Source organism: Sphingobacterium gobiense (assembly GCF_002980575.1).
In the GTDB taxonomy this organism is placed as follows: domain Bacteria; phylum Bacteroidota; class Bacteroidia; order Sphingobacteriales; family Sphingobacteriaceae; genus Sphingobacterium; species Sphingobacterium gobiense.
This window is the reverse complement of the sequence record NZ_PVBS01000001.1, coordinates 135,002-159,609: the sequence shown is the minus strand read 5'-3', so window position 1 is coordinate 159,609 and position 24,608 is coordinate 135,002. Positions and strand designations below refer to the sequence as shown.

General features: G+C 39.7%; 22 protein-coding genes and 1 tRNA gene. 16 read left to right on the top strand and 7 right to left on the bottom strand.

The annotated features are described in order from the left end of the window. The first annotated feature begins 188 nt into the window (after positions 1-188). The 3 genes from gyrA to C5749_RS00675 are packed head-to-tail and all read left to right on the top strand — an operon-like array spanning position 189 to position 5,048. A complete protein-coding gene (gyrA, locus tag C5749_RS00685) occupies positions 189-2,750 on the top strand; it encodes a DNA gyrase subunit A (protein ID WP_105722081.1) in 2,562 nt (853 codons plus the stop codon). Next, positions 2,728-3,858, top strand: coding sequence for a tetratricopeptide repeat protein (locus tag C5749_RS00680; RefSeq protein WP_146113640.1), 1,131 nt, complete (start codon positions 2,728-2,730; stop codon positions 3,856-3,858). The genes gyrA and C5749_RS00680 overlap by 23 nt, the downstream gene beginning before the upstream one ends. A gap of 2 nt (positions 3,859-3,860) precedes the next feature. Beyond that, positions 3,861-5,048 (top strand): tetratricopeptide repeat protein, encoded by a 1,188-nt coding sequence (locus tag C5749_RS00675; RefSeq protein ID WP_105722079.1) that lies wholly within the window; start codon positions 3,861-3,863, stop codon positions 5,046-5,048. A 63-nt stretch (positions 5,049-5,111) separates the two neighbouring features. Here the strand turns inward: C5749_RS00675 and C5749_RS00670 are convergent, their stop codons facing one another. Next, positions 5,112-5,615, bottom strand: a complete 504-nt coding sequence (locus tag C5749_RS00670; RefSeq protein ID WP_105722077.1) for a lipocalin-like domain-containing protein — start codon at positions 5,613-5,615, stop codon at positions 5,112-5,114. A gap of 255 nt (positions 5,616-5,870) precedes the next feature. On the opposite strand from C5749_RS00670, the gene C5749_RS00665 reads away from it, so the two are divergent. The 4 genes from C5749_RS00665 (at position 5,871) to rplI (ending at position 7,954) form a co-directional block, all read left to right on the top strand. Next, positions 5,871-6,749 carry a cupin-like domain-containing protein gene (locus C5749_RS00665; RefSeq protein ID WP_105722075.1) on the top strand — a complete coding sequence of 293 codons (879 nt, stop codon included), beginning with the start codon at positions 5,871-5,873 and terminating at the stop codon, positions 6,747-6,749. Positions 6,750-6,866: 117 nt separating this feature from the next. Beyond that, positions 6,867-7,235 (top strand): 30S ribosomal protein S6, encoded by a 369-nt coding sequence (rpsF, locus tag C5749_RS00660; protein WP_105716647.1) that lies wholly within the window; start codon positions 6,867-6,869, stop codon positions 7,233-7,235. Continuing rightward, positions 7,235-7,498, top strand: a complete 264-nt coding sequence (gene rpsR / locus C5749_RS00655) for a 30S ribosomal protein S18 (protein ID WP_105716646.1) — start codon at positions 7,235-7,237, stop codon at positions 7,496-7,498. The genes rpsF and rpsR overlap by 1 nt, the downstream gene beginning before the upstream one ends. Before the next feature lie 12 nt (positions 7,499-7,510). Further along, positions 7,511-7,954, top strand: coding sequence for a 50S ribosomal protein L9 (rplI, locus tag C5749_RS00650; RefSeq protein WP_105722073.1), 444 nt, complete (start codon positions 7,511-7,513; stop codon positions 7,952-7,954). A 57-nt stretch (positions 7,955-8,011) separates the two neighbouring features. Here the strand turns inward: rplI and glmM are convergent, their stop codons facing one another. Next, positions 8,012-9,394 carry a phosphoglucosamine mutase gene (glmM, locus tag C5749_RS00645; protein WP_105722071.1) on the bottom strand — a complete coding sequence of 461 codons (1,383 nt, stop codon included), beginning with the start codon at positions 9,392-9,394 and terminating at the stop codon, positions 8,012-8,014. Between the two features lie 204 nt (positions 9,395-9,598). Between glmM and C5749_RS00640 the strand changes: the two genes are divergently transcribed. The 6 genes from C5749_RS00640 to C5749_RS00610 all read left to right on the top strand — a co-directional run bounded on the left by C5749_RS00640 (position 9,599) and on the right by C5749_RS00610 (position 17,117). Further along, positions 9,599-10,198: a phosphatase PAP2 family protein gene (locus C5749_RS00640; protein ID WP_105722069.1), complete on the top strand. Its 600-nt coding sequence runs from the start codon at positions 9,599-9,601 to the stop codon at positions 10,196-10,198. Beyond that, positions 10,195-11,010 carry a ZIP family metal transporter gene (locus tag C5749_RS00635; RefSeq protein WP_105722067.1) on the top strand — a complete coding sequence of 272 codons (816 nt, stop codon included), beginning with the start codon at positions 10,195-10,197 and terminating at the stop codon, positions 11,008-11,010. Before C5749_RS00640 ends, C5749_RS00635 begins: the two co-directional genes overlap by 4 nt. Before the next feature lie 454 nt (positions 11,011-11,464). Continuing rightward, positions 11,465-11,701, top strand: coding sequence for a FeoA family protein (locus C5749_RS00630; protein WP_105722065.1), 237 nt, complete (start codon positions 11,465-11,467; stop codon positions 11,699-11,701). A 1-nt stretch (position 11,702) separates the two neighbouring features. After that, positions 11,703-13,805: a ferrous iron transport protein B gene (gene feoB, locus C5749_RS00625; protein WP_105722063.1), complete on the top strand. Its 2,103-nt coding sequence runs from the start codon at positions 11,703-11,705 to the stop codon at positions 13,803-13,805. Positions 13,806-13,973: 168 nt separating this feature from the next. Further along, positions 13,974-15,590, top strand: a complete 1,617-nt coding sequence (locus C5749_RS00615) for a DUF4139 domain-containing protein (RefSeq protein WP_245893577.1) — start codon at positions 13,974-13,976, stop codon at positions 15,588-15,590. 96 nt (positions 15,591-15,686) lie between these two features. Further along, a complete protein-coding gene (locus C5749_RS00610; RefSeq protein ID WP_105725069.1) occupies positions 15,687-17,117 on the top strand; it encodes an amino acid permease in 1,431 nt (476 codons plus the stop codon). A gap of 108 nt (positions 17,118-17,225) precedes the next feature. Here C5749_RS00610 and C5749_RS00605 read toward each other — a convergent pair whose 3' ends face one another. Beyond that, positions 17,226-18,086 carry an aminotransferase class IV gene (locus tag C5749_RS00605; protein ID WP_105722057.1) on the bottom strand — a complete coding sequence of 287 codons (861 nt, stop codon included), beginning with the start codon at positions 18,084-18,086 and terminating at the stop codon, positions 17,226-17,228. 19 nt (positions 18,087-18,105) lie between these two features. After that, a complete protein-coding gene (locus C5749_RS00600; RefSeq protein ID WP_105722055.1) occupies positions 18,106-19,140 on the bottom strand; it encodes an RluA family pseudouridine synthase in 1,035 nt (344 codons plus the stop codon). Between the two features lie 51 nt (positions 19,141-19,191). Here C5749_RS00600 and C5749_RS00595 point away from each other — a divergent pair, with 51 nt between their 5' ends. Further along, entirely contained in the window at positions 19,192-20,079 is an 888-nt protein-coding gene (locus C5749_RS00595) for a 1-aminocyclopropane-1-carboxylate deaminase/D-cysteine desulfhydrase (protein ID WP_105722053.1), read from the top strand. 11 nt (positions 20,080-20,090) lie between these two features. Here the strand turns inward: C5749_RS00595 and C5749_RS00590 are convergent, their stop codons facing one another. Both C5749_RS00590 and C5749_RS00585 read right to left on the bottom strand, forming a co-directional pair. Then, on the bottom strand, positions 20,091-20,729 hold the full coding sequence (locus tag C5749_RS00590; protein WP_105722051.1) for a carbohydrate-binding family 9-like protein: 639 nt from the start codon (positions 20,727-20,729) through the stop codon (positions 20,091-20,093). 11 nt (positions 20,730-20,740) lie between these two features. After that, positions 20,741-21,844, bottom strand: coding sequence for a phosphotransferase enzyme family protein (locus tag C5749_RS00585; protein ID WP_105722049.1), 1,104 nt, complete (start codon positions 21,842-21,844; stop codon positions 20,741-20,743). A 248-nt stretch (positions 21,845-22,092) separates the two neighbouring features. Here C5749_RS00585 and C5749_RS00580 point away from each other — a divergent pair, with 248 nt between their 5' ends. Beyond that, positions 22,093-23,418, top strand: a complete 1,326-nt coding sequence (locus C5749_RS00580) for a hemolysin family protein (RefSeq protein WP_105722047.1) — start codon at positions 22,093-22,095, stop codon at positions 23,416-23,418. Here the strand turns inward: C5749_RS00580 and C5749_RS00575 are convergent. Continuing rightward, on the bottom strand, positions 23,415-24,260 hold the full coding sequence (locus tag C5749_RS00575; protein ID WP_105722045.1) for a glycoside hydrolase family 25 protein: 846 nt from the start codon (positions 24,258-24,260) through the stop codon (positions 23,415-23,417). The genes C5749_RS00580 and C5749_RS00575 overlap by 4 nt on opposite strands. A gap of 187 nt (positions 24,261-24,447) precedes the next feature. Between C5749_RS00575 and C5749_RS00570 the strand changes: the two genes are divergently transcribed. Next, positions 24,448-24,532, top strand: a tRNA-Ser gene (locus C5749_RS00570). Positions 24,533-24,608 lie beyond the last annotated feature (76 nt).

The window sequence follows — 24,608 nt, the reverse complement described above, 5'->3', positions numbered from 1 at the left end:
TTTATACAAAAATGACACACAATAAACGAATGTTACCAAGTGTATTTATTTTTGTTACGCACTTAATCGTCCTTATATATTTTAGACACTTAATCGCTCCGTAATTAATAAAAAAAATCGTAACTTCGCATGCGATGTGTGTCTTTTTTTTGGAGACGCACATTTAGTTTTATTGAAACCAAATTAATATGGCTGAAGAAACAGAAAACGAAAACAATCTAGTACCTGCAAACGATAGGATCATTCCAATTAATATCGAGGATCAAATGAAATCTGCCTACATAGATTATTCTATGTCGGTCATTGTTTCCCGTGCTTTACCCGACGCGAGAGACGGTTTGAAACCTGTGCACAGACGTGTACTATACGGGATGTTAGACCTAGGTGTAACGAGTAGCAAACCTTATAAGAAATCTGCTCGTATCGTTGGAGATGTGCTGGGTAAGTACCACCCGCATGGTGACTCTTCAGTATATGATGCCATGGTTCGTTTAGCGCAAGACTGGAGTATGCGCTACCAATTGGTTGATGGACAGGGTAACTACGGTTCCATCGACGGCGACCCTCCTGCAGCCATGCGTTATACCGAGGCACGTCTAAAAAAATTGTCTGAGGAGATGCTTTCTGACATCAATAAAGACACTGTAGATTTTCAACTGAACTTTGACGATTCACTGCAAGAGCCCACGGTTTTACCGACCCGGATTCCGAATCTTCTGGTAAACGGAGCGTCGGGGATTGCTGTGGGTATGGCTACAAACATGGCTCCGCACAACCTGACCGAAGTAGTGGATGGTACCATTGCCTATATAGAAAACCGCGACATCGAAATCTCGGAATTGATGCAGCATATCAAAGGACCTGATTTTCCTACCGGCGGTATTATATATGGCTATAACGGTGTAAAAGATGCTTGTGAGACCGGGAAAGGCCGTATCGTCATGCGTGCTAAAGCGGAAATCGAAACCCTCAAAAATGGCCGTGAATGCATTATCGTGACCGAGATCCCTTATCAGGTCAACAAAGCGAACATGATTGAACGGACAGCTGAACTGGTCAACGAGAAAAAAATCGAGGGTATTTCTACCATCCGGGATGAATCCGATAGAGACGGCTTCCGAATCGTCTACGAGATTAAGCGAGAAGCAAACGCAAATGTTGTATTAAATAACCTATATAAATATACCGCTTTACAAACTTCATTTTCGGTAAACAACATTGCCTTAGTAAAAGGACGTCCGATGCTGTTGAATCTGAAGGATATGATTCACGAATTTGTAGAGCACCGACATGAGGTTGTTATCCGTCGTACCAAATTCGAGTTAGCCGAAGCAGAAAAGCGAGCACATATATTAGAAGGCTACCTCATCGCGCTAGATCATTTAGACGAAGTCATCAAACTAATCCGTAACTCCGACACTCCGGAAGATGCCCGTGTAGGCTTGATGAGTAGCTTTGGCTTGACCGATATTCAAGCACGTGCTATCTTAGACATGACGCTTCGTCGTCTAACAGGACTGGAACGCGACAAGATCAAAGAGGAATATGCAGAGCTCATGAAAACAATTGATTATTTAAAATCGGTACTTGCAGATGAAAATCTACGCATGGAGATAATCAAAAAAGAGCTTATAGAGATAAAAGAAAAATACGGTGATGAGCGGCGTTCAGTCATTGTGCATTCTGCTGAAGACATGCGCATGGAAGACTTCATTGACGATGAAGAGATCGTGATTACCATTTCACATAATTCGTACGTGAAACGTACACCACTGACGGAATACCGCCGTCAAGGTCGCGGTGGTAAGGGCTCCATCGGGTCTACAACACGAGACGAAGATTTTACCGAACACATCATTACAGCCTCAGCGCACAATTATCTACTGTTATTTACTGATCATGGACGTTGCTTCTGGCTACGTGCCTTTGAAATTCCCGAGGGCAGTCGTACATCACGTGGACGTGCGTTGCAGAATATCATCAATGTACCAAAAGAAGAGAAAATTAGGGCCTTTATTAAGGTAATAAACCTGAAAGACCAAGTATATCTTGAAAATAACTTTATCATCATGTGTACGAAAAAAGGTACAATCAAGAAAACGTCGTTAGAGGCGTATTCAAGACCGCGTGCAAATGGTATTAACGCAATCAACATCAACGATGGCGATGAGCTGTTGGAAGCATGTTTGACAACTGGAAATAGCGAAATCGTCATGGCACTACGCTCCGGGCGCGCTATCCGTTTCAACGAGTCCACTGTACGTCCGATGGGAAGAACAGCGACAGGGGTACGGGGTATTACGCTGGCTAGTGACAAAGACGAGGTAGTTGGCATGATTGCTGTAGATAATGCAGAGACAACGGTACTTGTTGTTTCCGAAAAAGGTTACGGCAAACGCACCGATATTGAAGATTACCGCGTAACAAATCGAGGAGGTAAAGGGGTGAAAACGATAAATGTTACAGATAAAACAGGCGAACTGGTTGCCATTAAAGGGGTTACTGATGAAGATGATTTGATGATTATAAACAAATCAGGTATCGTAATCCGCATTGGTGTCGATAACCTTCGGGTAATGGGCCGTGCGACACAGGGTGTGCGTCTGATTACGTTGAAAGATACCGACGCGATAGCATCTATCACCAAAGTAGACCGTGAAGAAGAAGAGGAGATAGAAAACAGCGGTGATAATGTAGAAGGAAATAAAGTATCAAATGACACAATAGATGCTGAAGAAAACGAAGAATAAACTGGGATTATGCCTGCCCGCTCTCGTTTCGGGCCTGCTATTATTGGGGGCAGTGCAAACTTCTGCTCAGTCTAACTATAAGGAGAGTAGCAATAGTTTTGCGCGCTATACCAAGTCTGGTGATTTAAAGAATCTCGCGAACGCGAAAAAATTCATAGACGAAACTTACAAAAACCGCCGAGATTCAAATAGTGTACGCGTGAACGTCCTACGTGCTATGATATACAGTTCCATAGCGTATGCTGATTCTACCGGTACCATAAAAAACCCGAACGATCCTATTGATATTACCTATGAATCGGTAAACAAGATAAGAAAGCGAGACTGGGAAAATTATGCATCTGAATCCAATTACATCAAGCAGAATTTAGCTGCTTCACATATTTACAAAGCAAAAAAAGCGCTTGAGAAAAAGGATTATGCTGGTGCTTATGAAAGTTACTTGAAGGTAAAAGATCTTAATATTCGAAATTATGATGTGACCTATAATCTTGCTCTTTTGGCTTCTCAAACCGAACAGTATGATGCAGCAATAAGGTATTATAATGATTTGTTAGGTAAGGGCGATGCACCTGTTGAGTATTATTTAGAGCTGGCAGAAATTCACAAAAGAAACGGAGATAATCAGGCTATACTGAACACATTACATGAAGCACGCACGAAGTTTCCCGAAAACAAACAGGTATTGTTGAATTTGATCCAACTATTCGCTCAGAATAATGAGTATAAAGCTATCGCTCCTATTATCGATGAGGCTATAGTACATGAACCAGAAGATATTGATTTGAATTATCTAGCGGGGTACGCGAATGAAAATGTAGGAAATATCGAAATTGCAAAACGATATTATGCAAAAGTTTTGCAGCTCGCCCCAAACAACTACGAGGCAAATCTGGCATTAGGGCTTATCTTTCTTAACAATTTTCTTCAAGATAGCGACAATGTAGAGGCACAGTATCAAGCGCAAAATTTATTGCTAAAAGCAAACGAAATTCGCCCTTACGACGTTAATGCTTTAAAGTCTCTTTCATTATATTATGAAAGGTCTGGAGATCTCGCACAATTAGATCGGGTGAAATTACTATTGAATCAACTATCAAATAATTAGATATGAATATAAAAAAAGCAATATTATTTTCTTTATTGGTGGTAGCAGGTACTACTGCTTTCGCTCAAAGTAGCAACTTGCGGAAAGCCAAAGCAGGGTTGCAGAAATTTCAAGAGTTACAAGGGAACAATTTGCCTGCGGAGCAACTAGCCCAACTTGGTAAAAAAGATTTGGAAGACGCTAAAGAGGCTATCGACGCAGCTATCACGCATGACAAAACAAAAGATAATCCCGAAACTTGGACTATTTATGCTTTAGTGAATGCAAATTTGGCGACCTTAGAAAAATCCGCTGAGGCAGAGCAAGCAGCTGAAGAAGGCATCCAAAAAGCAACAGCGTTGGACAGCGATGGAAAACACAAAGAAAACATTACTGTAGCCGGCCAACTTTTAGGTCAGTTTAATTTTGGACAGGGCGCTGATGCTTTTAATAACCAAGACTACGAAACGGCCTATACAACTTTTAATCGAGCGTTGCATTATCTTCCAGGAGATACGACATTACTTTACTACTCGGGTTTGGCCGCTATCCAAAATCAGGACTATCCGAATGCTATTAAAAGATATGAGGAACTGATTCCGCAAAAAGAATTTTCTCAACACAAGGCGGTGATGATAGACTTGCCTAAACTATATCTATCAACTAAAGATACCACTAACGCATTGGAGTACGCTGCTAAAGCAGCGGCTGAATACCCAGAGGACAATGACGCTTCTGTACAGAATATCGAGTTGAACCTTATGACAGGTAATGAGGGAAAAATAATCAGCGATATTGAAAATCAGATAGCAAAGGACACGGACAACAAGGCGCTATACTACTATTTAGGTATTGCGTATTCAGCGTCTGAAAATAACGATAAAGCCATCGAAGCATATAAAAAGGCTGTGGAAATAGATCCCAATTACGTAGAAGCCAATAAAAATGCTTCAGCAACTATCATCAATAGTGTAAGGAATCAATTGAATGCACTTAATGACGATAAAACGTTATCCAACAATGATTACAGTACAAAAGTAGAAGAGCTTAAAGAGCAGATTAAAGTTGCTCTGCCGTACTTAGAAAAGGTTGTGGAGTTGGACCCAAAGGATGTTGATGCATTAAAAAGCTTAAAGGGCTATTATGACTTCCAACAAAACGAAGAGAAATCAGCTGAAACACAAGCTAAAATTGAAGCTTTACAACAATAGAAATTCGAAAAAATAAAAAAAGAGCAAAAATAAAAAAAGAGCGCTGAAGCGCTCTTTTTTTGCCTAATTCTTTAGGCTAATTTCTCTCAATAAATGCTCCTCATCAAAGTTGTCAACGGAACGGTCCATACGTTGCCAAGTCATATAAGAATTGACGTATACGCCATTGGAAAGGATAGGCTCAGTAGATCTAAGATAGAGTACATCGCCTTCAAAGTCTATCTTCCGACGTTGCAGCTGGTTTTTCCAATTTGGAAATAATGAGCTTTCAATGGAATAAGTAACAACAGCATTGTTATTATCTACTTTGTACTTTCCAGAAAAAGCTATATATCCTTGCAAGGAAGAAGCCATTTCTTCTTGTGTAGCCATCATTTTGTCATTGCTTTTATAGAGCATTCGTCCTTCTTTGGAGATCTGCACTGCCATATAACCATCAGGTGAGTACATTAATATTCCATACGGGTTCTTTCCCATCGGGAAAAGAGAATCGTCACCTTCTATGGGGACTTCAATATAGGATAAAAGTTTCCAAGTTCCTACTAGTTCGTTTTTTATTGATGTCATAATAGATGCTGTAGCATTAGTTTATAATAGTAACGCTTTTCTTCTTAACTTAGTTTCTGTAGGCAGGATGTATGATGAAATTTTGACATTTTTTTCTAACGCCTCTAAAAAACTGTCCTTGATAGCATAGAAAAAAATTGTTTTATAAACAGACGCGATTATATGGCATATGAAAACATTACTCGACATATTTTTTATATTAGACATTCGTGAATACAATGCATTTTATTTAGATTTAACCATTAAAAAAGCGCTATGATTCTATCGGAGATTGATACAGTGGACGATATAAGTAAAGAAGTGTTTCTGGATAAGTATTTCAAGCCTCAAAAACCCGTTCTTATTAAGGGTTTTGCTAAGAAGTGGGATGCATACAACAAGTGGAATTTAGATTATATATACGAGCAAGCTAACGAACAAATTGTCGGACTATATGACAACAAGCCTGCTGATCCTAACAAAGCAACAGATGAACCTATTACCCGCATGAAAATGCGTGATTACATCCGTCTCATCCAGACGCAACCTTCCGATCTGCGAATTTTCTTTTATATCATTACGGATAAGTTGCCTGAGTTGCTCAAGAATTTTTCTTACCCGGATTTAGGCTTTAAATATTTTAAACGTATACCGACACTATTTTTCGGCGGTAGTGAGGCGCGTGTACTTATGCACTATGATGTTGATCTCGGCGATTTACTACATTTTCAGTTTGAGGGCAAAAAAAGAGTTTTATTGTTTCCTCCGGAAGAAGCCCCTTTTCTATATAAAGTTCCGTTTTCTGTCCATACTATTTATAACGTGGATTATGAGCAACCGGACTACGAACGGTTTCCGGCATTACGTCATGCAAAAGGGCACGAGATTTTTATGGATCATGGCGATGCACTCTTTATGCCGAGTGGTTATTGGCACTTCAATCGCTATCTGGAAGCCGGGTTTTCTGTTACGCTCCGCTCCTTTCCTAGTTCGCCAAAGAGGCTTTGTAACATGTTAAAAGAGGTATTCTTCATACGGTGTACAGACAAACTTATGCGCAAACTCTTCAAGCAAAAGTGGGTGGATTACAAACAGCGAAAAGCTTTCAAACGCAGTCAGAAGGCTTTAGATATGTATTTAAAACAGTCGAATTAACAACGATTTATTTACTTTTTTTGAGGAAAAAAAGTAAAAACCAAATTTTATCATTATCTTTGCACACTCGTAAAAGTACGAGTATTAAATTAATTAAAACAAATTTATTAAAACACAATGCAACAGTACGAATCTGTCATTATTCTTACCCCGTTGCTTTCAGAGGATATTGCGAAAGAAGTAATCGCTAAATTCAAAAACATCCTTACTGAAGGCGGAGCCGAAATTGTCGCTGAAGACAATTGGGGTTTGAAAAAATTAGCGTATCCAATCCAGAAGAAAACTACTGGATTCTATCACCTAACTGAATTCAAGGCTCCGGGTGAATTAATTCAAAAACTAGAGCTTGAATACAAGCGTGATGAGCGCGTGATGCGTTTCTTAACTATTGCTTTAGACAAACATGCAATAGCTTACAACGAGAAAAAACGTAGCGGTGCATTCAACAAAAAAGCTGAAACTAAAACGGAGGAGGTAGCAAAATAATGGCAAACGAAAACATCCAATACGTAACTGCTCCTAAAGTAGAGGACAACCGTAAAAAATACTGCCGTTTCAAAAAGAATGGTATTAAGTATATCGACTATAAAGATGCAAACTTCTTATTGAAATTTGTAAACGATCAGGGTAAAATTTTACCTCGTCGTCTAACGGGTACATCATTGAAATTCCAACGTAAAGTAGCTCAAGCCGTTAAACGTGCGCGTATTATCGGACTATTGCCTTACGTAGCAGATTCATTAAAATAAGGGGGAAACGACATGGAAGTTATATTAAAACAAGATATTAAACAACTTGGCGAGAAAGACGATATCGTAAACGTAAAACCGGGTTACGGTCGCAACTACTTAATCCCTCAAGGGTTTGCTACCTTAGCGACTCCGTCCGCCAAGAAAGTATTGGCTGAGAACATCAAACAGGCTCAGTTCAAACAAGAAAAAATCAAGAAAGACGCAACGGAATTAGCGGGTAAATTGGAAAGTATCAAACTTACTATTGGCGCTAAAGCTGGTGAAAGCGGAAAAATCTTTGGTAAAGTAAATAGCATTCAAATTGCGGAAGCTCTGAAAACACAAGGATATGACGTTGATCGTCGTCGCATCACTTTCGAAACTGAGCCTAAAACAGTTGGTGAATACATTGCTAACTTAAACTTACACAAAGAAGTTAAAGTTCAGATTCCTTTTGAAGTGGTAGCTGAATAATAGATAAGATTCTTAAAAAGAAAAAAGGAGATAACACATCGTTATCTCCTTTTTCTTTTATTTGATAATCTCTTCTATTTCACGGATAATCTTTCGCGCGATAGCATCTGCGTCTTCTCGTGTTGGCCCTTCCGAATAAATACGGATAATAGGTTCTGTATTCGATTTCCGAAGATGTACCCATTCGTTTTCAAAATCTATCTTCAAACCATCTATCGTTGTATATTGTTCATTTCTGTACTTTTCCTCCATTTTTTGCAACAAGGCATCAATATCTAAATCCGGCGTTAATGTAATCTTATTCTTTGACATAAAATATTGTGGCAACTCTGCGCGGTACGTAGACGCCGTTTTCTGCAAATTAGCTAGATGGCTTAAAAAGAGAGCTACGCCTACCAAAGCATCACGACCATAATGTGAATCTGGATAAATTACTCCCCCATTGCCTTCGCCACCAATGACAGCGTTTACCTCTTTCATTTTGGTTACCACGTTTACCTCTCCTACCGCCGCCGCAAAATATTCACTTCCGTGTTTGATCGTCACATCACGCAAAGCACGTGTAGAAGAAAGGTTGGAAACGGTATTACCTTTGGTATGTCCGAGAATATAATCCGAAACGGCTACCAATGTATATTCCTCACCAAATAACTCTCCATCCTCCATCATAAACACCAAACGATCCACATCAGGGTCTACCGCAATCCCCAAATCTGCTTTATTGCTCAATACGGCTTGAGAAAGATCTGTTAAATGCTCTTTTAAAGGTTCCGGATTGTGCGGGAACTCTCCATTAGGTTCACAATGTATCTTATAGACCGTGTCCACACCCAACGCTTCTAGCAAAGCAGGAATAAAGATACCTCCCGTACTATTCACCGCATCTACCGCTATCTTAAAACCTGCTTGCCGGATAGCTTCTTTATCCACTAGAGGAAGTGCTAAAACGGCGTCGATATGCTTTTGTAAATAGCTGTCATCTCTTGTTTCCTTGCCTAAATCCCCTACTTCGGCAAAATCAAAATCTAGGCTCTCTCCCAATGCCAAGACCTCTTTTCCTTCTTGATCATTGATAAATTCACCTTTGCTATTCAGCAGCTTCAGGGCATTCCATTGTCCAGGATTGTGGGATGCTGTTAAGATAATACCACCGGCAGCTTGTTCCATCGGCACAGCAATTTCTACCGTAGGTGTGGTCGATAATCCTAAGTTGACCACATCAGCACCTATTCCTTGCAAAGTTCCAACGACCAAATTACTCACCATCTCTCCCGACAAGCGTGCATCGCGTCCCACAACAATTTTTTTATTACCTGTCTTTTGCAGTAGAATTTTACCAAATGCTGCTGTAAATTTAACAATGTCAATCGGCGTAAGCGCCTCTCCTGGCTTACCTCCAATAGTACCTCTAATACCTGATATTGATTTTATAAGTGTCATATTTTAAACCTAAAAACTGTAATCATAAGCCTACGCTTTAGACAATCGTAAAAATAGCGTTATATCGTAAAATATCATATAAAACTTTCAAAATTAAAAACGAAAGCATACTTTTGTTGCAACATTGTATCATTTTATTAAAAGATGACAATGTTGCTAATTATTCTTTACTTTTGAAGGGTAATTTAAACAAGTACAAAATCTATGTTAAATCAACTCATTCATTTTGACCAAGAGATGTTCTTGGCCATTAATCAAGGATTAAGTAATCCTTTTTTTGATTGGTTGCTACCTATTCTGCGGAATCCATATACATGGGCGCCTTTGTATCTATTTCTGATTATCTTCTTTATCAAGCATTATGGTAAGATGGGCTTACTTATTGTGGTTTTTACGCTCGTCAATTTCGGTATTTCAGATGCACTTTCGTCTCATGTTATCAAAAAAAATATAAAGCGTGTGCGTCCTTGTAATGATTTGGTGTTTAAAGAAGAAGCTAATGTACGTGTACGTTGTGGTTCCGGGTTCAGTTTTACTTCTTCTCACGCCACAAACCATTTTGCCATGGCTTTCTTTTGGGTAGTTCTATTCCGTAGGCGTTGGAAGCATACGCTATGGTTATGCGTAACTTGGGCAGCATTAATAAGTTTTTCCCAAATATATGTAGGAGTTCATTATCCTTTCGACATTCTTTGCGGAGCTGTTCTAGGCATCTTAATAGGGATTGGAATTGGCTCCCTTTTCAAGCGATTTTTCCCAGACTTCTTCAAAATAAACCATACTACAGAAACAATAACAACATGAGTTCATCATTAATCATCAGCATTTTATTTATTTCCGCTTTTATAAGCGGGTTGTCCGTATTCTTTGTCAAACGGGACAATACAAGCTTGCTTAAACTTATTCTCTCGTTTAGTGGTGCTTATTTATTTAGTATTACTGTATTGCATTTGATACCACATGTTTACATCAGTCAAAACACAAGTCCGGAAATAATTGGTCTGTATATATTAGGTGGTTTTTTATTCCAATTGGTATTAGAACAATTCTCGCAAGGAATTGAACACGGGCACATCCACCATAGTGCCCACAACGCGTTCCCTTTGGGCATCATGATAAGTTTGTGTTTACATGCTTTTCTAGAAGGAATGCCGCTAGCTGCCGGCCATCAGGCAGAGTTGGTGTTCGGCATCGCGATACACCACGTACCTGCTGCTTTCGCTTTGGGAAGTTTGTTACTTAATACACGGCTTTCAAAAACCAAAATTACGACTTTTCTCCTCCTATTTGCGATAATGACACCCTTGGGCTTTCTAACGAGCAAAGGAATAAGTGAGGGCGAAATCGGAAATATCACACAGTACTTCGATAAAATTATGGCGATTGTCATCGGTATATTCCTTCACATTTCCACGACGATTTTATTCGAATCAGGTTCAGCGGATCACCATAAATTCAACCGGAAGAAAATGGTTGCTGTCATACTAGGTGTGCTAGTGTCGTTAGCTAATTTTCTATTTGACGGCCATGATCATCATCACCACGGACCGGACCATAATCATCACCACGATCACGAACATCATCATGACCATGGAGGCGAGGGCCATAACCATTAACGGTTGGCCAAAATCATTTTATAGACCTGTATATTCTTCTTCGCCATCTGTTCTTTCGTAAAATGTTGTTCAACGATTTCCCGGCATCTGTACCGGGAAATCGATTCTATTTCAGCTACTTTAAAATAGTCTCTTCAACGTTGTCGACCGAGAATCCGTTTTCACCATCTTTAATTCTAGCAATCAAAAGACGCTTTTTTGTAGCCCTAGCTATTTCAACAGCTTCTTTTGTTTCTTTATCTTAATGAATCCGACCGTAACTGAGACTCCAACTATCATACCAATTGATAGAGAAAGAAAAAATATCGAAAGACACCATGATCTACTATATCTAATTCCCTCTAGTAGGACAAAACAAAATATCTTCTTTAGAATCAATCTGAATTAACTATCTTTGGAGTCGTGACAAATGTTTTGAATAAAACATAATTAAATAATCTTTTAACGCGATAAAATGCAGAAAAGTTTCAGCCTTGATTTATTGGAAGTAGGAGAACAGGCTACCATCCGACAGCTAGATTCGTCTGAATTGCCATCTAAGTTTTACGAAATGGGACTCCTTCCGGGGACCGTTATAGAAGTTAGGCATAAAGGACCATTTCATGGACCTATTGGTCTTCATATCCTTAGTTCCAATATGTTAATTGCAATCCGTAAATCCGAAGCCGTACACATTTTCGTCGAAAAATAATATGAAGAATCCAATAATAGCTTTCTTAGGCAACCCTAATGTGGGGAAAACTTCCTTATTCAACCGTATTACTAAACTGCACCAACACGTAGGAAACTATCCGGGCATCACAGTCGAAAAAAGAGAAGGCTCGGTAAAGGCTAATGGAAAAACATACCGCGTCATTGATTTACCGGGTACTTATACACTGTTCCCAACATCAATGGACGAAGAAATTGTGTACAACGTTTTGGCAGATAGGAATAACCCAGCACACCCCGACTTGGTTGTTGTTGTTGCCGAGCCAAACAATATCAAACGATCGATAGTATTATATCAGCAGGCTCGCGAACTGGGTGTTCCAGCTATCTTCGTGGTCAACATGATTGATGAAATAAATGCTAAAGGGATTGATGTCGATTACCAAAAACTAGAAGCTTACCTTCATACAAAAGTCTATACCACTGATGCGCGAAATGGAAAGGGAATAACACAGCTTATCCATGCGTTTGACGAGCGTCCTAGTTATTTCCCAAGTCAGTTTGTGATAGAAGAAGCGTATAATACCGCATTACAAGAAGCAAAAAAGGCTTTTCCATTACATACAGAATATCAAACCTGGCAATTTATAGCACAGGAAAACATCTCTTTTTTGACTAAAGATCAGCAAAAAACTTTAACAGATATCCGGGAAAGATACCAGCTCTCTCCCAACGTGCTCCAACAGACCGAGGCTATCAAACGTAACACAAAGATTGAAGAGGATTTAAAAACGGTCATTCTCCAAAAGGATAACCATCATCTCCATAAGACGAATAAAATTGACAAAGTTCTACTCCATCCTGTCTGGGGTTATATTATTTTCTTCTTTCTTTTATTTCTCGTGTTTCAATTGGTATTTATTTTATCTGAGCCTATCATGGATTGGATCGACGAGAATTTCTCTGCCCTTATAGACTATACCGCTGGTATATTACCAGAAGGTCCATTAGCGGATCTATTTACCCAAGGTGTGTTAGCGGGCATCGGAGGAATAATTATCTTTGTCCCTCAAATAGCCATTTTATTTCTGCTTATCTCTCTAATGGAGGAAACGGGGTATATGAGTCGTGTTGTCTTTCTAATGGATAGGTGGCTTCGTCCTTATGGATTAAACGGAAAATCGGTTATTCCGCTCATGTCCGGTGTTGGCTGCGCTGTTCCGGCGATTATGGCTGCACGTAACATTGAGAACACTAAAGAACGTTTGGTAACGATGTTGGTTACCCCATTTATGACCTGCGCCGCTCGCCTTCCAATTTATGTTGTTTTAATATCTTTGGTTATTCCGAATGAAACATTTTTGGGCTTTGGGTTACAAGGACTTGTATTAAATATACTCTATTTACTTGGCGTAGTAGCGGCATTATTATCAGCGGCCGTCTTAAATAAGATCATCAAAAACCAACATAAGTCTTTCCTTATCTTTGAACTGCCCTCTTACAAATCACCGGATTGGAGAAATGTAGGTACAAATATGTGGGAGAAGACATCAGGTTTTTTATTCCAGGCGGGTAAAATAATCTTGGCGATGGCTGTTATCCTGTGGGTACTTGGTAATTTTGGTCCGAACGATAAATTTAGTAATGCTGAACAATACGTACAGCAAGCCAATCCGACAATAAGCAAAGGAGAGTTAGACGAGGAGGTGGCGTCTTTCAGATTGGAACATTCCTTTCTTGGCTATATGGGCATGGGCATCGAACCTTTTGTTAAACCTTTGGGTTATGATTGGAAAATGGGTATTGGACTTATTTCCTCTTTCGCCGCAAGGGAAGTATTTGTAGGAACGATGGCCACCGTATACAGTCTTGGTGAGGATATCGACCCTGATGATGACGAAGAACGGGAGACCTTATTGGGTCGAATGCGGTCGGAAATAAACCGAAACACAGGAGAACCTTCGTACAACTTAGCGTCAGGGATTTCTCTTCTCTTGTTTTATGCTTTCGCCATGCAATGCATGAGTACCATTGCAATCATGAAACGGGAAACAGGCTCATGGAAATGGACACTGATACAAACGGTCATGATGACGGGTATCGCTTATATTGTTGCTTTTATCGCTTATCAACTGCTTAAATAAAAAGTATTATGGAAACTGTAACTCAATATGCTATCATCATCCTTATATTCATCCTAGCACTGGTGTTTATGGCAAAACGATTTATGCCTTCTAAAAACAAACAACCGGGTTGTAATAAGGGGTGTGGTTGCGGAATGACGGATGTGAAAAAAATTAAATATTCATATTATGATAAAAAGTAGTTTATTACTTTCCGCAGGACTGGTTTTAGTAAACTTCTCTTTTGCTCAGAAAGCCGTTATACAAAAAGCGGACTTAAAAAACGTAACCGTCTTTACGAATGCAGCAGAATTAAGTCATACAGCAAATATAAATCTTCCTTCGGGTAGCAGTGAAATAGTATTCACCCACGTGGCGCGCGATATCGATGAAAATAGTATACAGATTGGTACAGGTACCAACGTGACTATCCTTTCCGTGCGCCCCGCGATGAATTACATTGATACGGACGTAAAAACAGCAGCTTACAGCAAAATTGAAAACGAGTATAAAAGTGCTTTAGCGGCATTAAAAAAACTTCAGAATCAAAAGGCTACCGAGGAAAGTACCCTTAAACTTCTGGAACAAAATCAAAAGATCTCTGGTGACAATAGTAGCACCACTGTCGCCGAACTGGCGAAAATGACGGAGTTTTACAAGCCGAAGTATCTCGAAATAAAGAACAACGTTACCGCGTTGGAAGAAAAGATCGCAGAGCAGCAAGATATTGTAAATAAAGCGAAGGTTCAATTTGATGAGGTCAAAGGACAAACATCGGGCTCGGGAGGCCAGCTGATTGTACAGGTTATAAACAACCAGACAGGAAACCAGCCGTTTAACATTTCTTATTTATCACGGCAGGCAAACTGGAATCCTTCTTATGAGTTGCGTGCCGCAAATACGACATCACCGCTGCAAATTGTATATAAAGCCAACATTTCCCAACAAACTGGAGTAGATTGGAACCACGTTAATCTAACACTTTCTACGTCGAATCCCTCACAAGGAAGTGTAGCACCTACCCTATTGCCTTGGCATTTGTATTATCAACAGAATTTAACGGCCGCTCTTCAAGGGCGGACAACTGGTGTACAAATACGAGGTGTAGCGAAGCAAGCAAAAATAGAAAATAACGTATTAGAAGAAGTCGCAGTAATCCCCCAAGCATTGAACGATTACGTACAGCAAATTGAAAATCAGTTAAACACCACTTTTGATATTGACATACCGTATACTATTGCTTCTAATGGGAAAGAACATGCCGTAAATCTTAAAGACTATACGCATCCGGCCAGCTATCAATATTACGTTGCTCCGCGCATAAACCAAGAGGTATTTTTATTGGCGGAGCTGATAGATTACGAAATCTTGAATCTAGTTCCGGGACAAGCAAACGTGATATTTGAAAACATGTTGGTCGGGAAAACATTCATCAATCCCAGCGAAGCTACCGACACATTAAAACTAAGCTTAGGAAGAGACAAGATGATTTCCGTTAAACGGGAAAAAATCCATGATCTTTCTTCATCTAGATTGATAGGGAGTAGCCGGACGCAAACGGCTATTTTTGAAATAACCATTAAGAACAATAAGAAATCACCCGTTAATCTAACGCTGCAAGAACAATATCCGCTATCGACAGATAAGTCCATGGATATTACGCTCGAAGAATCCAGCGGCGGAGAAGTAAATAAAGAAACCGGTATCGTTACATGGAAATTGCATATTCCAGCGGGAGGTACACAAAAACTAAAATTCGGTTATTCAATTAAGCATCCTAAGGATAAACAGATAAATATACTATAGGTCAAAGGGTAGTTCTAGATTAAAAATAATAAAACCGTTGATAATACAGCGGTTTTATTATTTTTACCGTAATCAACAGACTTGAACAATAATATATTGAAAACAAATAATCCGAAAGACAACAAGCAGCTTAAGCGCGGGCTAAGCAATAGACATATCCAGTTAATTGCCTTAGGCGGCGCCATTGGTACAGGTTTATTTTTAGGTGTAGGACAAGCCGCCGTCCTAGCTGGCCCATCGGTTATTCTCGGTTATGCCATCGCGGGAGTTATCGCATTTTTTATCATGCGGCAATTGGGTGAGATGGTAGTACATGAACCCGTTTCGGGCAGTTTCAGCTATTTTGCCAATAAATATTGGGGATCGTTTGCCGGCTATGCTTCGGGCTGGAATTATTGGGTTCTTTACCTATTAGTCAGTATGGCTGAACTGACAGCTATCGGCCATTATGTACAATTTTGGTGGCCGGAAATCCCATTATGGGTATCTAGCTTATTTTTCTTTATCGTAATCAATGCACTCAACCTGGCTTCGGTAAAGGTATACGGTGAAACGGAATTTTGGTTTTCCATTATCAAAGTAGTGGCTATTATCGCCATGATTCTCTTTGGTTGCTACCTGCTGATAAGTGGAAAAGGGGGAGAACAAGCTACAATAGAAAACTTGATCAACGACGGAGGGTTCTTTCCAAAAGGTTGGCTAACAAGTAATGAAAGTGGTGCTTATCAGGGGCTTTTAGCTGCGCTGGTCATGATTATGTTTTCCTTTGGGGGACTGGAATTGGTCGGCATCACCGCCGCAGAAGCTGAGAACCCCGAAAAGAACATTCCGAAAGCGACGAACCAAGTGTTATGGCGTATCCTTATTTTTTATATCGGCTCATTGCTGGTGTTGTTCTCGCTAATGCCATGGCGTAATATCACGCCCGAAACAAGTCCGTTTGTAGAGGTTTTTGCAAGTCTAAAAGGTTTACAGTTTGAGCTTTTTGGCACAATGTATTATTTTACAAATATCATTGCAAACGCATTGAATGTTATTGTGCTTACAGCGGCACTTTCGGTATATAATAGTTGTGTATACAGTAACTCGCGTATGCTCTTCGGTCTTGCCGAGCAGGGCAATGCTCCTAAGTTTCTTACGAAATTGAACAAGAACTATTCTCCTATTAATGCCATATTGGTTACCGCAGGATTAGTCGCGATATGTATTGTCATCAATAAGTTGGCGCCGGAACGGGCATTGGAGGTATTGATGAGTTTAGTGGTTTCATCGCTTGTCATCAACTGGATTATGATATCGTTAACACATATCTTTTTCAAAAGAAAAATAACCGAGCGGTTAGAAACATCATCATTTCCCACGTTCCTATACCCTATCAGCAATTATATATCCCTTTTTTTCTTATCGGGTGTACTAGTTATGATGTGGTTTACCGGGTTGAAGATTTCGGTAGAGTTGATACCTATCTGGCTAATATTGCTATATATTACGTATCGACTTGTGCAGCGTAAGAAACGCCTAGCGTAGTTTTTATAAGGAAACCCTTCTTTAAAACAAAAACTTAAATGTTTCATAAAAAACGCATATGCGTTTTCCATATCTATCCTTAGTTTTTGACAATAAGACCGTTAAACTTTAGTTTTCACCGGCTTCCTCTCCCCAAGTTTGCAGTTTCTCTTGAAGGATTCGAGAGATTTTGTTAAAATAGCGCTTCTGTTTGTAGCCCATAACCCACTGTACGCCTTGAACAGCGTTCGTACAGAAAATTTCGTCCGCTTCTTTCATAATTTCAGGACTTATCTGCGCTTCAACAACGGGCACACCTTCATGCTCCGCCATTTCCATAACAACTTTTCTCATAACACCGTCCACACACCCCTCAGTTAAAGCAGGCGTATAAAGGGTCTTCTCATAATAGATAAAGATATTGGATATTAATCCTTCACATAGGTTTCCTTCCTGATTCAGAAGAAATACCTCATCATAGGCAAATTTCTTTTTGTACAGACCCGCCATTACATAAATCAATGCACTATTTGATTTGAGATGTGATAAATCACTATACGGCTTTTTAAAATCTGTATACAAATCGACAATGAGTCCTAATTTTTTATCGCGCAGTACAGGTGGCATCCGAGAAACCTGTACAACGTATACCGGTTTATTCGTTTCCGGTGCGTAAGTTCCTCCGCCTGCACGATAAACGACAAAACGCACACGTACTTGCTGGCCAAGCATGTTGTTTTTTCTGATAAGCTCTTCCGTTTTGGAGCGAATAAAAAAAGCATCGAACTTAGCATATTCATCTAATTGCAACGTTTGCATTCCCTGTTGTAAACGTTTTACGTGGAGATCTAAAAACCGTATATCCCCGTCTTTCCATAACATGGTTTCAAATAGTCCGTCTCCATAGCGCAAAGCACGGTTATCTATGGTTGCAATCTGTTGATTTTCGGCAATAAGCTGCCCATCAAAATTGATATATTGTAAAGACATAAATTTTTCCTATTTTAAACTATCGGTCTGTCGATGCGATATAAGACCGCCATTTTTCCAAAACCGCTTGAAAGTCGGCCGGAAGAGGTGTCGCAAAATGCATATATTCTTTTGTTCGGGGGTGAATAAAACCCAACGATTCCGCGTGCAATGCTTGTCGAGGCAATAACTCAAAACAGTTGTTTACAAACTGCTTATACTTATTGAATACTGTTCCTTTTAGAATTTTGTCACCTCCATATGATTCATCCGAAAACAGCGGATGACCTATAGATTTAAGATGCGCTCGGATTTGATGGGTTCGCCCTGTTTCTAACGCGCATGCTATCAACGTAACATATCCCAGGCGCTCTAATACCGTATAGTGCGTAACCGACCATTTGCCTTTTTCAGAATCGTCATACAATTCCATTATCCGGCGGTCCTTAATGTTCCTTCCGATATAACCGGACACAGTGCCGTCTTCGGTAATATCTCCCCAAACTAACGCCAGATATTTTCGATTTATTGTATGGTCAAAGAACTGCTTTGCTAAAAAAGTCATCGCCCATTCATTTTTTGCTATGACTAGCAACCCCGAAGTGTCTTTATCGATCCGGTGTACCAAACCCGGACGTCCGGTATTGCCTGGCATAGTGGGGAGTTGAGTTAGATGATACGTCAGGGCGTTAACAAGCGTACCTGTGTAATTGTTATAACCAGGATGGACGACCATGCCTGCCTCCTTATTTACTAATAGCAGGTCATCGTCTTCATAAATAATATCAAGCGGTATATTTTCTGGATATACTTCTGTATCGCGGGGTGGATCCGGTAAGACCATAGTGACGACATCCAATGGCTTTATTTTATAGCTCGCTTTTGCTAATTTTCCATTTACAAAAACCGTCTCTGCATCTATGGCATTTTGGATGCGACTTCTAGAAGTGTTTTCTACCCTGTTCATCAAGAACTTATCGAGCCGCAGTGAGGCTTGTCCTTTATCGGCTTCAATCCGATAATGTTCAAAAAGCTCTTGCTCGTCCTGCTCGTGAATATCCAAATCTAGTGCCATTACGCAAAAGTATTGAAATCCTTCAAAATCTACTAACTTTGGCAAAAGTATATGTTGGATTTTGATTTTTACAGCCCTGAAGAAGAGATTGCTCTTCCACTTTATAAAGAGCGTGGCGTTCGCGTATTTGTCAAACGAGATGACCTCATACATCCCTATATTTCTGGAAATAAGTGGCGGAAACTAAAATATCCGTTACAGCAAGCGAAAACAGACGGAAAAACGCTATTAGTGACTTTTGGCGGAGCGTGGTCAAACCATTTATTAGCCACGGCATGTGCAGGAGCTAGATTTGGATTCCGTACGTACGGATTTGTACGCGGAGATCGATTAGACAATCCAGTGCTACAATTGTGTCAACTTTTTGGCATGGAATTACATTTTGTTGACAGAGAACGGTATAGAGATAAGAAAGCCCTATTTAACATTTACTTTAGAGACTCTCGCGAGGCCTACTTTATGGACGAAGGAGGTTACGGCGCGCTAGCCGCTGAAGGATGTAGTGAAATAGCAAACGAAATTTGTGACACCTACGACCATTTGTTCTGTGCATGTGGCACTGGGACAACCTTAGCTGGTTTGGCGAAGGGCATAACTACGCGTCAGTGGAAAACCACATTACACGGTGTTCCCGTACTTAAAGGAGGCAGTTTTATCCTCGATGAGATTGCCAAGCTCGGCATAATAAATCCAGCAAATGTACGCCTGCATTTAGATTATCATTTCGGTGGATATGCAAAGACCAAGCCGGAACTCATCGAATTTATAAAGACATTTACGCGCCAAACCTCCATTTTGATAGAACCCACATATACTGGAAAATTGTTTTATGCAGTACACGATTTAATTGCTCAAAAACAAATAACTAGCGGTTCAAAGGTATTAGTTTTCCATTCTGGTGGATTAACGGGAATCTTAGGAATGCTAAATCGCTTTTAATGGGCCAGCCGTTATTCAAAAACAATTTCTCCAAAAAAATCTGGTAAATGGAAATTTGGTGTAGGGTGCTCTATTTTACTCCAGGAAAGGAAATGAGGGGTCGGCAAACCATCGCCGCATTTGTAAAAATTGGCATGCGCAGTCAAACCCCGTAAGCTGCCTATTTTATCGTTCACAAACACTGCGGTTGGAATCACGAGGATAATATTCCATTTCTTTTTTCCGTCGACATTCACGACTGTTGTTGCAGTTCTAACTTTCGTTGTTATCGCTGGATCAAGGCGTGCTCTTTCCTCTTTTCTTCGAGAACCAGAGCCTATCAACCCCGTTCCCAATACATTGAATTCGATATTGTAATAGCTAACTTTTTTGTCAAAGGAAACAAAGAACTCCACACAGCTATCCTCCCACACCGCTTCGTTTATGTGGACGTACTGTGCCTTAACAAATTCTTCCTGAACACTGTAATGAATAAATATCCTTTGACTATCGTGTGCCATCTGGAAATTCACGTTGGGCTTATAGGAAAATCCCTCCCAATTTACGGACGCTATAGGTTGCCATGGCAATGTTCCCATTTGTTGGCTTAACGCATAATACGTAAAGTTTTCGAGCGCTATATCGCGGTATGGTATTTGTAAACTGGACATCGTTTTCTAATTTATACATTGACACTTTCCTTCAAAATGGAAGCAATCTTTTTTTGATGCAATTCCATTTCTCGCACTAATTTAAGTTGTGCTTTCGTTCTAACCAAATTATGTGCACAATAATGTACTTTATAGTAAGTGTCCCCGTTTAAATAATCTGTGAGAAAACGGACAGCTTGCATGAAGGGTAATAAGAACACACCGTGAAGTAATGATGTCATTTCTTTTTCAGTCAAAAAATCGCAAGCTTTGCTCATATAGCCCTGCGTATAGGCTCTAAACAATGAAATATTCAACACTATTTTCTCGGTATCAGGTTCATCTTCTGCCGCCGAATTAATAATCGTACGAATAGCATCTCCGAAATCGTAGGCTACATACCCGGGCATTACTGTATCCAAGTCAATTACACACTGTACACGATCGTGTTCATCAAGTAAGACATTATTAAATTTTGTATCGTTGTGTGTGATGCGCAATGGCAAATCTCCCTTCTGTCCCATCAATAAAACAATACGCATCCGCTCCTCCCGCTCCATGATATAATCTATTATATCTTGTACTTCGTTTACACGACCGGCGGCGTTATCTTTTATAGCTGTACGCAAATTGCTCATCCGGAAGTCGATATTATGAAAATTCGGTAAGATTTCCACCAGTTTACCAGGTTCCAGATCAGACAGCTGCTTTTGGAACTCGCCAAATGCCTGTCCTCCTGAATATGCCTGTACCTCTGTTTCAACGATATCGTAGCTTTTTGTGCCCTCTAACAAAATAAACATTCGCCAAAAACTGTCGTTTTCATCTTGATAGTGCAACTTCCCCTCATAAGTTGGAATCAATGTTAAGGTTGATTTCTCCACCTCTTCTTTTCCAAGGTGTGACAATTTCTGTTTTAGGTGTGCTAATACGATTCTTGTATTTTCCATCAATCCCAATACATCAGCAAAAATTTGCGTATTAATCCGTTGAAATAGATAGCTTTTACTATCAGTTTTCACACGATAAGTATCATTGATATGCCCCGATCCGAAACGTTCTACATGAATGATATTCCCCTCTATATCAAAATGAGAAACAGCGCTTAACACATTACTATTTTTTAATTCAAACATTGGAAAATTTAAAAAAATTTAACACGAACCATGTTAAACATTGCCAATATCTACAAATAAATCAATAAATAAAAACGTCGTATTAAAGCAAACGTTTGTTCTTTCTTTAATTAATTATTTTAAATCTGTTTAGAAAAGTCGGCGATTTACAAAAGCTGTTGACAAGCGACTCTCGCTTTTTTAGTTTTTTTTCAGAAGCATGCGTGACGCTGGAAAAGAATTTGTATTTTAGAAGTTAAAATAGCTTTATGCTGACAGAGATTATTATTATCATAGCGTTAATCATATTTAATGGCATATTATCGGCTTCCGAAATTGCGATTGTGTCAAGTCGAAAGGCGCGTCTCCAAGCAGCAGCAGACAAAAACAACAAATCTGCACGGATAGCTTTAAATTTAAAAGAAAATCCCAATCGATTTTTATCTACTATCCAGATCGGTATCACCTTAGTCGGTATTCTCACCGGTTTTTTCAGTGGCGGCACGATATCTACTTATCTAGCCGCTGTCTTTAGCCAAGTATCATTTCTAGCTCCGTATAGTCAACAGGTAGCTATCATTGTTGTAGTCCTTAGCATTACTTATCTTTCCCTAGTCATTGGCGAACTTGTCCCCAAGCGGATCGGGATGGCGATACCGGAGAAATACGCATCATTTGTCGCTACCCCGATGCTGTTTTTAAGTAAATTTGTTAAACCATTTGTCTGGTTATTAAGCGTTTCCACCGACGCACTTGTTCGATTATTGAATATTAAGGTTTCCAAGAATACCGTTACAGAAGAGGAAATCAAAGCGCTGGTTGACGAAGGAGTAATGAGTGGCGTTATTGAGAATTTTGAACATGACTTTGTTGACCGTTTGCTTATATTAGGTGATAAACGCGCTATCAACTTAATGGTACATCGCTCTGATATCGAATACCTGGATTTGCAAAGTAGTTTTGAAGAAAACAAAAACATTATCCGACAGTCTGAACATACCGAGTTCCCCGTCGTAGATGGAACCTTCGATCAGGTAAAGGGTATTATTCATGTTAAGACGTTTTTGAAAAAATATATCGATAATAAACCGATCGACTTGAAGGCGTTGGTAAAGCCCATCCCGTTCGTCAACGAAAACACATCAGCATACAATATTCTAAACGTTCTAAAAAACGGCAGGGCACAATTAGCCGTTGTCATCGACGAATACGGTATACCCCAAGGGATTGTATCTATTAAAGATATTGTACGCCAGCTTTTCGGTGACATGAACAACGATGAGAAACATGCAGATGCCCTTATCCGTAAACGGGAAGATGATTCATATATAATTGACGGAAGAATGCAGCTAGACGATTTTCTGGAATATTTTCAGATCAATTTGAACGAAGCAGAAGAAGATGATATTTCGAATGTTACCACTTTAGGAGGACTGATATTTCTTACGCTGGATCACGTACCCGAAGAGGGCGAATTTGTCCACTTTAAAGAATACAAACTGGAAGTAATTGATATGGATGGGCACCGAATAGATAAGGTTTTGGTTATTACGCCTCCTTCTTCACCTAACCATATAAACGAAAACCAGGATTAATAGGGCATTGTCAATTCTTCTAATTCTTCGATACTACCCCTGAACATATTAAGGTCCACGTTTCCCTGTATACCGCGTACGAAGCCTCGTTCGGAGAATTGCCAAAAGTCCCAGTGTTTCTTAGGTTTATCTACCCAAAAATTGTAATTGGCTATCCATAATATATAATCGGAAAACTCTCTTTCTAAAAAATCAGTAAAATAGCTATCTCCAGAATAGAGTATGGGTTTGATTCCGTAATGTTTCTCGACCTCGCCCAGCCACCGCTTCAGTCCTACCTTCAACGAATCCATAGATTGCTTACGGGGGCGCTCCTCAATATCTAAAACTGGGGGTAGATCACCAGACCTCAGCCTAACCGTGTTTATAAAATTACGGGCTTGACGAATAGAATTCTCGTTAGGGCGAAAATAATGATAAGCTCCCCGGAGTTTTGTTCTACTTTGTGCTGCTTTCCAGTTCACTTCGAAATGCTTGTCTTTTGCCTTCTCGCCCATTGTAGCACGAATAAACACAAAGTCGATCGGTGTTTGATCATATATAGTGTTGATCTCTAACCAACTAATATTACCTTGATATTGGGATATATCAATCCCATATATGTAAGAATCGTGTTTTTTTATTAATTCAATATTGCGCTTTTCGTGCTCGCTAGCGGTATGCTTGTTCGTTGATTCCTGCGGAAAAATCCAGTTTTTAATAGTATAAGAAAAATCTGTTGTATAAAATAAAAGGGCAAAACCGCTTAACATACATAGCGGTACAACGATACTCCAAACCAAATATCTTTTACGTTCTTCACTTGCTTTCGTCCTCCTTCCAACAGTTTTCCTTCTTGCCATATGTGGCCGTGAAAATAGTGCATTTATTTTTTATTGGCAACGGAAATATACACACGAAGACATGTTCAGTATTGCTTTTTGTAGACTGATAAAACATTTAAAAAATAATTCACCTCATTTTCAAAGGGTAATGTCCAAAGGGGAAAATAATTTTTGCGAATCGGGTCAGAATTTCTACTTTTGTCGCGGAGAGTTGGCAGAGTGGTCGAATGCGGCGGTCTTGAAAACCGTTAACTGTCACAGGTTCGGGGGTTCGAATCCCTCACTCTCCGCCGCAAACAACAAAGCCCGACAATAGTCGGGTTTTGTTGTTTATAGACTTTTGCAAACAACGTTTGAACAAAAGGA

Excerpts from the sequence above, each read along its gene's own strand:
- gyrA (WP_105722081.1), top strand. The coding sequence starts at position 189 with ATGGCTGAAGAAACAGAAAACGAAAACAATCTAGTACCTGCAAACGAT.
- C5749_RS00680 (WP_146113640.1), top strand. The coding sequence starts at position 2,728 with ATGCTGAAGAAAACGAAGAATAAACTGGGATTATGCCTGCCCGCTCTC.
- C5749_RS00675 (WP_105722079.1), top strand. The coding sequence starts at position 3,861 with ATGAATATAAAAAAAGCAATATTATTTTCTTTATTGGTGGTAGCAGGT.
- C5749_RS00670 (WP_105722077.1), bottom strand. The coding sequence starts at position 5,615 with ATGACATCAATAAAAAACGAACTAGTAGGAACTTGGAAACTTTTATCC.
- C5749_RS00665 (WP_105722075.1), top strand. The coding sequence starts at position 5,871 with ATGATTCTATCGGAGATTGATACAGTGGACGATATAAGTAAAGAAGTG.
- rpsF (WP_105716647.1), top strand. The coding sequence starts at position 6,867 with ATGCAACAGTACGAATCTGTCATTATTCTTACCCCGTTGCTTTCAGAG.
- rpsR (WP_105716646.1), top strand. The coding sequence starts at position 7,235 with ATGGCAAACGAAAACATCCAATACGTAACTGCTCCTAAAGTAGAGGAC.
- rplI (WP_105722073.1), top strand. The coding sequence starts at position 7,511 with ATGGAAGTTATATTAAAACAAGATATTAAACAACTTGGCGAGAAAGAC.
- glmM (WP_105722071.1), bottom strand. The coding sequence starts at position 9,394 with ATGACACTTATAAAATCAATATCAGGTATTAGAGGTACTATTGGAGGT.
- C5749_RS00640 (WP_105722069.1), top strand. The coding sequence starts at position 9,599 with ATGTTAAATCAACTCATTCATTTTGACCAAGAGATGTTCTTGGCCATT.
- C5749_RS00635 (WP_105722067.1), top strand. The coding sequence starts at position 10,195 with ATGAGTTCATCATTAATCATCAGCATTTTATTTATTTCCGCTTTTATA.
- C5749_RS00630 (WP_105722065.1), top strand. The coding sequence starts at position 11,465 with ATGCAGAAAAGTTTCAGCCTTGATTTATTGGAAGTAGGAGAACAGGCT.
- feoB (WP_105722063.1), top strand. The coding sequence starts at position 11,703 with ATGAAGAATCCAATAATAGCTTTCTTAGGCAACCCTAATGTGGGGAAA.
- C5749_RS00615 (WP_245893577.1), top strand. The coding sequence starts at position 13,974 with ATGATAAAAAGTAGTTTATTACTTTCCGCAGGACTGGTTTTAGTAAAC.
- C5749_RS00605 (WP_105722057.1), bottom strand. The coding sequence starts at position 18,086 with ATGTCTTTACAATATATCAATTTTGATGGGCAGCTTATTGCCGAAAAT.
- C5749_RS00600 (WP_105722055.1), bottom strand. The coding sequence starts at position 19,140 with ATGGCACTAGATTTGGATATTCACGAGCAGGACGAGCAAGAGCTTTTT.
- C5749_RS00595 (WP_105722053.1), top strand. The coding sequence starts at position 19,192 with ATGTTGGATTTTGATTTTTACAGCCCTGAAGAAGAGATTGCTCTTCCA.
- C5749_RS00590 (WP_105722051.1), bottom strand. The coding sequence starts at position 20,729 with ATGTCCAGTTTACAAATACCATACCGCGATATAGCGCTCGAAAACTTT.
- C5749_RS00585 (WP_105722049.1), bottom strand. The coding sequence starts at position 21,844 with ATGTTTGAATTAAAAAATAGTAATGTGTTAAGCGCTGTTTCTCATTTT.
- C5749_RS00580 (WP_105722047.1), top strand. The coding sequence starts at position 22,093 with ATGCTGACAGAGATTATTATTATCATAGCGTTAATCATATTTAATGGC.
- C5749_RS00575 (WP_105722045.1), bottom strand. The coding sequence starts at position 24,260 with ATGGCAAGAAGGAAAACTGTTGGAAGGAGGACGAAAGCAAGTGAAGAA.